Origin of the sequence: Micromonospora sp. NPDC006431, from assembly GCF_042870725.1 — a bacterium.
Classification (GTDB): Bacteria; Actinomycetota; Actinomycetes; order Mycobacteriales; family Micromonosporaceae; genus Micromonospora.
Window position 1 is genome coordinate 16604 of record NZ_JBIAHQ010000044.1, and the last position, 10430, is coordinate 27033.

General features: G+C 69.5%; 8 protein-coding genes and 4 pseudogenes. 8 read left to right on the forward strand and 4 right to left on the reverse strand.

The features are described 5' to 3' along the window. Positions 1-305: 305 nt before the first annotated feature. Positions 306-641, forward strand: a pseudogene (tnpA, locus tag ACFYM6_RS34675) (IS200/IS605 family transposase); the annotation flags it as partial. 126 nt (positions 642-767) lie between these two features. Then, positions 768-1175 (forward strand): annotated as a pseudogene (locus ACFYM6_RS34680) (transposase); the annotation flags it as partial. Between the two features lie 10 nt (positions 1176-1185). Here the strand turns inward: ACFYM6_RS34680 and ACFYM6_RS34685 are convergent. Next, on the reverse strand, positions 1186-3150 hold the full coding sequence (locus ACFYM6_RS34685) for a zinc ribbon domain-containing protein (protein WP_387281698.1): 1965 nt from the start codon (positions 3148-3150) through the stop codon (positions 1186-1188). A 188-nt stretch (positions 3151-3338) separates the two neighbouring features. Here ACFYM6_RS34685 and ACFYM6_RS34690 point away from each other — a divergent pair. Next, positions 3339-4057: pseudogene (locus tag ACFYM6_RS34690) on the forward strand (IS630 family transposase); the annotation flags it as partial. Between the two features lie 71 nt (positions 4058-4128). Here the strand turns inward: ACFYM6_RS34690 and ACFYM6_RS34695 are convergent. Next, a complete protein-coding gene (locus tag ACFYM6_RS34695) occupies positions 4129-4506 on the reverse strand; it encodes a nuclear transport factor 2 family protein (RefSeq protein ID WP_387281699.1) in 378 nt (125 codons plus the stop codon). A 500-nt stretch (positions 4507-5006) separates the two neighbouring features. Between ACFYM6_RS34695 and ACFYM6_RS34700 the strand changes: the two genes are divergently transcribed. The 4 genes from ACFYM6_RS34700 to ACFYM6_RS34715 all read left to right on the forward strand — a co-directional run bounded on the left by ACFYM6_RS34700 (position 5007) and on the right by ACFYM6_RS34715 (position 8342). Continuing rightward, on the forward strand, positions 5007-5546 hold the full coding sequence (locus ACFYM6_RS34700) for a PadR family transcriptional regulator (protein WP_387281700.1): 540 nt from the start codon (positions 5007-5009) through the stop codon (positions 5544-5546). 82 nt (positions 5547-5628) lie between these two features. Continuing rightward, positions 5629-6333: an ABC transporter ATP-binding protein gene (locus ACFYM6_RS34705; protein WP_387281701.1), complete on the forward strand. Its 705-nt coding sequence runs from the start codon at positions 5629-5631 to the stop codon at positions 6331-6333. Between the two features lies 1 nt (position 6334). Continuing rightward, positions 6335-8113, forward strand: coding sequence for an FtsX-like permease family protein (locus tag ACFYM6_RS34710; RefSeq protein WP_387281702.1), 1779 nt, complete (start codon positions 6335-6337; stop codon positions 8111-8113). 73 nt (positions 8114-8186) lie between these two features. Continuing rightward, complete coding sequence (locus tag ACFYM6_RS34715) at positions 8187-8342, forward strand: GNAT family N-acetyltransferase (RefSeq protein ID WP_387281703.1); 156 nt, start codon at positions 8187-8189, stop codon at positions 8340-8342. Between the two features lie 166 nt (positions 8343-8508). Here the strand turns inward: ACFYM6_RS34715 and ACFYM6_RS34720 are convergent. After that, positions 8509-8934 (reverse strand): annotated as a pseudogene (locus ACFYM6_RS34720) (Clp protease N-terminal domain-containing protein); the annotation flags it as partial. A gap of 1037 nt (positions 8935-9971) precedes the next feature. After that, entirely contained in the window at positions 9972-10154 is a 183-nt protein-coding gene (locus ACFYM6_RS34725; protein WP_387281704.1) for a hypothetical protein, read from the reverse strand. Between the two features lie 83 nt (positions 10155-10237). On the opposite strand from ACFYM6_RS34725, the gene ACFYM6_RS34730 reads away from it, so the two are divergent. After that, positions 10238-10430 (forward strand): hypothetical protein (locus ACFYM6_RS34730; RefSeq protein WP_387281705.1); only part of this gene is annotated, 193 nt, incomplete at its 3' end.

Sequence of the window (10430 nt, forward strand, 5' to 3'; positions counted from 1 at the left end):
CGCTCGCCGGACGACCGGCGGCGTGCATCTGGGCGTAGGTGACGCGGCTGACCCCTCAACGGCGTCGTGCAGCAGGCCCGCCACGACGGCCTCTGGACCGTGCGGGGCGAGCAGCGCGGCGACCGCCCGCCGGTGGCCGCTTCGCGACCCCTCCCCGCCCAGCTGTTGCCGGCCAAGTCGGCCAGCTTCACGTGGCGGGCCAGCGGGTGCGCGGCGCCCTGTTGGTGACGCCGGCGTGGTCGTCAACAGGAGCTGGCAGATCCGGGGTAACTGAGGGCAAACGGGCGTAGTCCGAGGGCGTTCCGCGGGACGTGCTCAACGACGCGATGCTCACCCGGTGCGGGCAGATCATGGCTGACGTGTGCGCCAAGCTCGGTGCGGAACTGCGGGAGTTCAACGGCGAAGACGACCACGTCCACCTCCTCGTCCACTACCCACCGAAACTACCGATCTCGACCCTGGTCAGCCGGCTCAAAGGCGTCTCCGCGTACTACCTGCGGCAGGAATTCACCGGCCGGATCAACCGGCACATCACGCACGGTCACCTGTGGTCGCCGTCGTACTTCGCCGGATCGTGCGGTGGGGCACCCCTCGCCGTCATCCGCGAGTACATCGAAAACCAGAAACATCCCGGCTCGTGACGCGATTCCTCCCGGCCCTGAAGGGACCGGGATTCCTCGCTAGTGCTGTGACCGCATAGGTTCACCGGGTTGGCGGTCGTGGCGGTTGGATGTGCGGCGACGTCCGATCCGATCGCTGGAGGCCCGGTGGCCGAGCCTGTCCGTGTACGCAGACTGACCGACCAGGAGGGGCAGAAGCTGCAGCAGATCATGCGCAGGGGCAGCACGAGTTCGGTGCGCTACCGGCGCGCGATGATGCTGCTCGCCTCGGCGGGCGGGAACCGGGTGCCGGTGATCGCCCAGCTGGTCCAGGCCGACGAGGACACCGTGCGCGATGTGATCCACCGCTTCAACGAGATCGGCCTGGCCTGCCTGGACCCTCAGTGGGCGGGAGGCCGTCGCCGCCTACTCAGTCGTGAGGACGAGGACTTCGTCATCCGGACGGCCGCCACTCGCCCCACCAGGCTCGGCCAACCCTTCACCCACTGGTCGATCCGCAAACTCGCCGCCTACCTGCGGAAAGTGCACGGCCGCGTCATCCGCATCGGCCGTGAAGCGTCTCTGATTAGCTTAGTGATCCTGAGTCGGATGGGGTTTCCGGGATCGTTTCCCACCGCGGTGGGGAGGCGTGGGCGTGGAGATGGAATCCTGCGCCCAGTGCGGCTCCTCTCGGCTGGTGGCCGGCGGTGGGTGTGCTGATCGTGTTCACGCCCTGGTGCCGGTGCGCCGCGCGGGGCAGCCTCCGGTCCGTTGGTGCGTGTCCCTCCGGACGCTTACCCGCCTGACCGTGAGGTCTGGTGGGGGAGGGTGCCCTGCGTCGCCTGGGCGCGGGGCGTGGTGGCTTGTGCCGGGTGGGGCCGGTCTTCGACCGGTCCCTCCGACTGCCTGTGGGGGTGCTGGGGGTGACGACGGCTGCGGCTTCGAGGGTGTCGACGACCGTGCGGATCATCATGGCGCCGTTGGTCTTGTCGGTGATGGTTTTGGCTTGGTGGGTGAGGCCGCGGGCGGCGATGCGCCGCCATGCTCCGTGGTCGCGGTCTCCTTGCCAGCGGCAGGACTGGTTGGGGCAGATGGCCCACTTCCATCCCGGTGTGGTGGGCCGGTCGGGGGCTTTACGGTGCTGTAGCGGGGTCAAACATTGCGGGCAGTGCTTGGACGTGTTGCGGGCGGGGACGGTGACCACGGCGATACCGTGCTCGGCGGCGAGGTGCCGCATCCGGTCGCTGATCTTTCCGCGGACCTGCTGGGACAGGCGCGTGTTCAGGCTGTGCCCCATGCCCTTGGCTTCCATCGACCGCAGGTCTTCCAGGTAGATGACGGTCGCCCGGGCGGCGATCGCCTGGTCGACGGTCCAGCGGGCGGCGGCCCAGGCGAGCGCGTTCGCGCGGCGGGTGGACACGTGGCGGATCTCGCCGGCCAGCACCTCGTGTTTCGCGCTCACCTGCTCGTCGGGGTGGCCGCCGAGCAGCCGCTGGTAGTGGTCGGCCTTCGCGTGCAGCCGCTCACTGTGGCGGCGCAGGCGGTGCTGCTTGGCCAGGACCCCGGCGGCGCGGAACTGTCCACCAGCCCCCAACGCCGTGATCCGCCCATCCTTTCCCAGTCGCAGCGCACCGGCGCTGAGGAGGGTGTTGAGGCCCCAATCCACGCCGAGCGCCACGGTGTGGCCGGTGCGCGCGGCTTTCGGCACGGCGTGCGTGTACGCCATGTCGGCACGCACCGTCCCGTCGGTGAGGCGGAGGGTCGGCAGGTGCAGCACCGCCGCGGCGGGAACCGTGGACGGCAGCCTGATCGGACAGGCCACCCAGGTCCAGTCCCGATACGTCTGCGGATCCGGACGGGTGGGCAACTGCAGCCGCAGCAGCGCCCTGCCCGGGTCGGTATCGCAACGCTCGATCGTGGCCTGCTGCCGATCACACGCGGCCAACAGCAACATCCGCGGAATCCGCGGAACCCCTTCGAGTTCGAACACGTCCACCGGCAGGCGACCATTGGCCTTGGCGAACGTGGCGGCCTGCCGGGTACGGCCCTTGATGATGCTGGCCGGCAGATACTCGCCGCCAGGGACCGCCCGGCGCACCTGATCCCACTCGGCGGGAGTGCGCCTACGCGGATCGGCCGGCCACGACGACAGGACCCCGGCCGTCACATCGGCACGCCACGCCGCCGAACGCAGCGCACGCCCCGCCTGCTCCTGCGCCATCCGCACGATCCGGTCATTGACCCTCACACCCCGAGGCGGGGCGACCGTCCACCCGAGGCGTCGCACGGCCATCCACGCGTGCGACGGCAACCGCCGCCCACCCGCATCCACCCCGGAAGCCAACACCTGCACATCCACGCTGTTCCAGTGCTCGCCGATCAGCGCGGCCACCATGCCCGCCACCAGATCGGCACACCAACCGATCCGCTGCGCCAGCACCGCCCGGGACAGGACCTCACCGGTTTCCTCGTCCACACCGGTGCGCAGCACAGCGCGGGCGCACGCGGTCCGGGCCGTCTCGCCTTCGCCCAGTCGCAGCTTCCCGCTCACCGACTCAACGCCTCAACACCGATCCACAAAAACCGGCCCTCACCGCCAACCCACGCCACCGGCATCCACCCCGAGCCAACCCAAACACCAAGCATCACAGGGTGAACACCGACACACTCCGCGGCCTGTGAGAGCCGAAGACATTCCATACAGACCAATCTATGATCACTGACGATAAATAATCAAATCGGTCAGCCTTACGGTGCCTGCTCCGGCGCCGCGGCATCACCTTCCAGCGCACCAAGACCTGGAAGGAGTCGCCCGACCCTGATCGCGACGCCAAGCTCGATCGGATTGAGCAGGTGCTGGAACGCTTCCCGGACCGGGTCTTCGCCTTCGACGAGTTCGGGCCCCTGGGGATCCGGCCCACCGCGGGTTCCTGCTGGGCGAAGCAGGGCAAGCCAAACCGGCTGCCGGCGACCTACCGCCGCACCCACGGCGTCACCTACTTCCACGGCTGCTACTCCGGGGGCGACGACCGCCTGTGGGGCGTCAACCGACGTCGCAAGGGCACCGCCAACACCCTGGCCGCGCTCAAGTCGATCCGCGCCGCCCGACTCGACGGCGCCCCGATCTACATCATCCTGGACAACCTCTCCGCCCACACCGGCGTGGACATCCGCCGCTGGGCGAAGAAGAACAAGGTCGAGCTGTGCTTCACCCCGACCTACGCTTCCTGGGCCAACCCGATCGAGGCCCACTTCGGCCCGCTGCGGCAGTTCACCCTGGCCAACTCCCACCACCGCAGCCACCCCGCGCAAACCAGGCACTGCACCGCTACCTGCGCTGGCGCAATACCAACGCCCGCCACCCCGACGTACTCACCGCCCAACGCAAGGAACGCGCCCGCGTCCGCAGCGAGAAGGGCATCCGCTGGGGCGGACGCCCCCTCAACACCGCAGCCTGACCAACCGCGAACCGCAGCCCCCGAGCGCCGAGGGGGCAAGTTCAGGAGAAGGGCAGTGACAGAAGGATGACTCAGGAGGCGGACGGTTCGATCTCCCCCGCAAAGACGATGAACTGGTCGATGAGGCTCCGCCGCAGATGAACGACGTCCGTTCCCGCCAGGCGGGGACCTCCATCCGGCGTGGTGAAGACCCACTGGTACCGGGCCCACTCGTCAGGCATGTCCACCGCCGAGCAGCGCACCATCGTGCCGGTCCCCGCCGGGTGGCGCCGGATGTCCAGCACGAACCGCTCGACCGCCGCGATTCCTTCGCTGCGACCCAACGGCCCCCAGAAGACCACGTCTGAGGTCAGAGCCTGGGAGAGCAGGGCAGTCATATAGCTGTCGTCCGAGGCGTTGAACGCGGAGATGAACGTGTCGATCGCGGAGCGTGCAATCTCTTCCTGCATGCCCCAGTAATACCAGCCGTTTCGCGTGCGCTCGTCCCGCGAGCCGCCTTCCGATCACGGTGAACCATCCCGGTCACAGCACTAGGCCACGTTGAAGCGAGCGCTCTTCGAACTCTCGCCCACTACCGCAGACCGAAGTCACCGATCCGGGGCTGATGCCACCTGCCCCATCGGGCGCATCGTGGCTGCACTACGTCAGTTCCGGCCTGGCTGTGGCCGATGCACGGATCTGCCGCAGTACGGGGGTGCTGATCGATCAAGAGCGGTCACGGTCGGTCGCTGGTCACTGAGTCGAGCGGGCATCGTGAACTGCCGATCTGCGAGGACGTTGCGTTGCTAATCGGCGGGACGGTCCCCGGCGGTGTGGTTAGGGCCATCCGGGGAGCGCGCCAAGCCCTCGTGTCGACGGCGCGGACTCTGTCTGCTGCACCCTTGCTCTCTCGATTTGACATTGCTATGGCTAGCGGTTATCTATTGTCGATCTACGGAGGGTGTGTTCGGTGCAGGACGTGGTGCTGGCCATGCTGGCGAAGGAGCCGGCGTATGGATACGACCTGCGCAGCCGTTTGCGTGGCGCGCTCGGCCCGCTCGGCGAGGCGATGAACGCCGGGCAGATCTACGTGACGCTGGCCCGGCTGGCCAAGGCGGGGCTGGTGACCTCGCAGCACGCCGAGGGTTTGCCGGACCGGCCCGACCGCCGGGTCTACGCGTTGACCCCGGCCGGGCAGCAGCGGGTCGCCGCCTGGCTGACCGAGGTGAGCTGGCCGAGGCCCGACCTCACCGAGTTCCACCTCAAGCTGGTGGCCGCCGCTGCCGCCCGGCTGGCCGATCCGGTGGCTCTGGTCGACGCGCAGCGGCGTGAGGTGCTACGTCGGTTGCGGGATGCCCAGCGGGCTGCGTTGGAGCGGTCGGTGGATCCGGTCGTCGGGTTGTTGTTGGAAGGGGTCGTGCTGCGGCTGCGGGCCGACCTGGAGTGGTTGGAGGCGTGCGAACGCATGTGGACCGAACGCGACCGGACCGGAGGGACGGCGAACCCATGAGCGAGCGCACCGAGCGAAGCGAGGGCCGCGAGGCCATGCCGGGTGGTGCAGCATGACATCGGCGCTGCTAAAGGCACGAGGGGTGAGCAGGCGGTACGGCTGGGGAAGCGCCCTGGTGCGCGCGGTCGACGAGATCGACCTGGAGGTGCCCGCGGGGCAGACTCTGGCGATCATGGGTCCCAGCGGCTGCGGCAAGTCGACCCTGTTGCACCTGCTCGGCGGGCTGCAACGCCCCACCGACGGCGAGATTTGGCTGGCCGAGCATCGGATCGACACCATGAGCGAGCGCGGCTTGGCCCGGCTGCGGCGGCATCACATCGGCTTCGTCTTCCAGTCGTTCCACCTCATGGACGAGCTCACCGCCGTGGAGAACGTCGAGCTGGCCGCGTTGCTGGCCGGGCAGTCTCCCCGCCGGGCCCGGCAACGTGCCCTGCATCTGTTGGACCGGGTCGGGCTCGCCGACCGGGCCAGGCACCTGCCGTCGGCGTTGTCCGGCGGGCAGCGGCAGCGGGTCGCCATCGCCCGCGCGTTGAGCAACGAGCCGCTGGTCGTGTTGGCCGACGAGCCCACCGGGAACCTGGACAGCGCGGCCACCCTGGAGGTGCTGCGGCTGTTCGAGGAGCTGCGTACGGCGGGGCAGACTCTGGTGGTGGTCACCCACGATGCGCGCATCGCCGCGGTCGCCGACCGGGTGATCTCCATGCGTGACGGGTCGTTCGCCGACGACAGCCGGCTCGCCTGCACCACCACCTCCGGCACGGGCACGGTCTACGGCGGGTGGCGCTGAAATGGCCGGGCGTCTGCTGCTCGTGTGCCGGCTGATGGTGCGGGACCTGCGCCGGCGGCGCACCGAGACCGTACTGCTGCTGCTCGCCATCAGCGCCGCGACCGGCACGCTGACCCTCGGCCAAGCCCTGAACAATGCTCTGGCCCAGCCGTACGAGCGGACCCGGGCCGCGACCGCGGGCCCCGACGTGGTGGCGATGCCGGGAGCGACGGGCCCGGAGGCTCTGGCCGCCCTCGCGCCGCTGGCCACCGCGCCCGGTGTCACCGCACACAGCGGGCCGTACCCGATGGCCTATCTGATGCTGACCGCCCGCGGCACGACCGTGCCGGCGGTCGTCCAGGGCCGGGACAACTCCCCAGCGGCGCTCGACCGGCCGGCGGTGACCGCCGGCACCTGGCTACGCCCCGGCGGCGTGGTCATCGAGCCCACCTTCGCCAACGCCCTCGGCGTGCACATCGGCGACACCGTCGACATCAACGGCCACCCGCTGCGGGTGGTCGGGACCGCGGTCACCGCCGCCAGGGCCGTCTACCCGCGCGCCGACTGGCGCAATGATGCGGGCAGCCCCCTGACTGAAAGCGCCGGCCTGGTCTGGGTCGACAGTAGCCAGATCGGCGCGGTCGTCGGCGCGCGGCCGCTGTCATACACCCTGAACCTGAGATACGCGGACCCGCGGGCCAGCACCTCGTTCACCCACAAGCGCGAAGGCGGGATCGAATACACCAGTTGGATGGAGATCGCCGACGCGGACGGCAAGCTCGTCAAACAGGCGCGCCTGGCCCTGCTGGTCGGCAGTTGGCTGCTCACCGCCCTCGCGGTGGCCAGCGTCGCCACCATCGTCGCCGGCCGCGTCGTCGACCAACGCCGCCGGGTAGGACTACTCAAGGCCGTCGGCGCCGGACCAGCCATGATCGCCGCCGTCCACCTCGCCGAATACCTCGCCATCGGGCTCGCCGCCGCCGGCACCGGCCTGACCGCCGGCTGGCTCGCCGCACCAGCGCTCACCAACCCCGGCGCCGGACTCCTCGGCTCCACCGGCACCCACCCGCCCGCGCTACGCACCGTGCTCGCCGCCACCGTCCTCGCCCTCGCGATCGCCGCCGCGGCGACGCTGGCACCCGTGCTACGCGCCGCCACCACCGACACCGTCCACGCGCTGGCCGACGCCGCCACACCACCGCGCCGCCGCGGGTGGCGCGTCTGGCTGTCCCGCCGGATGCCCACCGCCCTGCTGATCGGGGTACGCATCAACGCCCGCCGCCCCCGCCGCGCCCGCCTCGTCATGGTGAACACCCTGATCACCACGACCGGGCTCGCCGCCTTGCTCATGGGCTTGGCGCAGGACCCGCGGGTCAAGCTCGGCGAATCGAAGCTGGCCAATCCGCAGAGCACGCGAACCCTCGAGGCCATGTTCCTCGTCATCGTGGTGCTGTGCGTCCTCGCACTCATCAACGCCATCGTGAGCACCTGGACCGCGGTCCTCGACGCCCGCCACCCCCTGGCCGTCGCCCGCACACTCGGCGCCACACCTGCACAGGTAACCGCGGGCATGGCGGTAGCGCAGCTTCTTCCCGCGATACCCGGCGTCGCCCTCGGGGCCCCGGCCGGCATCGGGCTGTACCTGGTCGCCAGCCCAGGCGACCAGCAGTACGCACCCGCCTCCTGGATGCTCGCCGTGGCACTCGCGGTCCTGCTCGCCGTCGCCGCACTCACCGCCATCCCCGCCCTGGCCGCCACCCGCCGCCCGGTCGCGGACGCCCTCCAATCCGCGCCGACCTGACCGGCCGCCAACGGCCTACAGCCCGCATACTGCACCACGACGAGCGAAACCGCCGAGCAAGACAGCAATCGCCGTGGCCTCTGCCCGCGTGCTGGAGAAGCTCGGGTTCGTGCGTGAAGGGACGTTGCGGGAAGACTGCGTCGTGAACGGCGAGGTCTCTGACTCGTGGGTCTACGGGCTGATCAGGCGGGAGTGGCGGCCGTGGTCCGAGCCGGTGCCCGCCCGCTGAGTCATCTCTCCTTCGCGCGACGTCGCCCGGCCTCCGGGTGCGTCGCTGCGCTGCGTCGAGGGTCCGGCACCGGGAACTTGCATGGCCGCGTTGAGGTAGGCACACAACTGCGGCTACTTCGCTGTCGATGGCGCCTTCATTTTGGAATCCCACAGGATCACGGTGCAGACAGGAGTTGGACGACCTGCTGCCGTGCCCGATCGAGGTCGGCACCGAGTTTGACCAACAACTGAGTCGCGACGCCTTCGCCCTCGCGGATCAGGCCCAACAGGATGTGCTCGGTGCCGATGTGGTTGTGGCCGAGCTGCTGCGCCTCGCGCAGCGACAGCTCGAGGACCTTCTTGGCGCGTGGGGTGAAGGGGATGGGCCCGCTCGGCGCCTGCTGGCCCTGGCCAATGATCTCGTCAACCTGCTGGCGGACACACTCGAGAGAGAGGCCGAGGCTCTCCAGCGCCTTGGCGGCCACACCCTCGCCCTCGTGCATCAGGCCAAGCAGGATGTGCTCCGTGCCGATGTAGTTGTGGTTGAGCAGTCTGGCTTCTTCCTGAGCGGCGTCGGCGACAAGATCTGCCGCCGGCTGCGCGGGTCCCATGATCCAGCGCCGACGGAAGGCAGCGGGGGCACGTCGCGGGTGGTCTTGGTCGTCAGGAGGATCTGCGAGACGATCGTCGTTACCCTCCCCGCCTGCAATCGTCCGCACCGTCCCGCTCACCTCCTTCGCGAGGTGGCCGGCCCGTAGCGCGGCGCGGGCGGCCGTCGGGGCCAACAGCCAGCGACGAACGTTGCTGGCGTCGCTGTGGGGGTCTAACCCGGGGATGAGGTTGACCACCCCGAGCAGGGCCGCAACAAGTGCGGCCGCGACTAGCGCGACACGCATCAGCGCCGTATCCGACGTGGTGCCCGTCCACGCCGCTGCGGCACCGAGCACCCCCGCGGTGACCAGATTCGTCATCGGACCACCGAGGTGCAACAACACCATCCGCAGCGGCAACGCAGTCGCCGACGGCACCGGCCGCACCAACACGGCACTGCGCCAACCAGTAAAGGGCGCGATACGAACCGCGACAACCGGCAAACGCAACAGCAACGCCATGATGAGATGCCCGCACTCGTGCAAGACGATGTGCACCCACAGCGACAGGCATGCTAGGCCGACGACGATGAACGCACGCGTCACCGACTCCGTAACCAACAGGGCGCACACCACCGCGTCGACCACAAGGAAGGCCCCGGCGAAGAACCCGGCGACCACGCGCCGGCGGAGGGAGAACACGGGCAGATGGTACGGCCCGACAACGCCCACTCCGCGCGGCGTGACCACCACCCGTAGGCTGCCGGGAAGCCGTGGAAGCTCGTCGATCGAATACTTCGTCAGACGTGGGTACTGAACGTCCTCTTCGCGCCGGTCGCTCACGCCGCCACCGACTTGCCTCGCCTCGCTCCATCCGTTGAACATCCGCTCTTGCCGCCGAGCGGGCCGTCAGGGGCCGCACCTTGGGAGACCGACAAGTCAGCCGACCGCTCGCGCCGATGAGGGGCCGCTCGGTCGAGCCAGGGCTACAACCTCAAGGAGTGGCTCAGTCCGCAGGCGACGGTCGAGCTCGGCGGGTCACGGTCTGGTCGAGTTTGTCAGGGCCGGTTGTGCACGAACCATGCGTCACCGGCGGGCAAGGCAACGGCGACCTCCCATCGGCTCAGGTTGAGGTTCGGGGCGAGCGCCTTGAGCTGGCCGGTGGCGGTCCACGCCTCGTCGCCCAGCGCGTCCCCACGACGCGACCAGGCGTGCGTCCCACCGGTGGCATGCTGCGCCACACGTTCGTGACGACGATGCTCGACGCCGGGGTCAGCATGCGTGACGTGCAGATTGCCGCCTGCCACGCCGACCGCGAACCACCATGCGCTACGACCGTGCCTGCAAGAACCTGGACCGGCACCCCAACTACATCCTGGCCGCGTACATGGTCTCCGGGGGCATAGCCAACGCTCACGGCTCTGCCGAGAAGAGTGCATCCCACCTCGTGGCGTTGCCACCGTTCCGTACCCCTGTGGGTCATTCTGCAGTGTTCAGGGACGGACGGGCCGACTGTG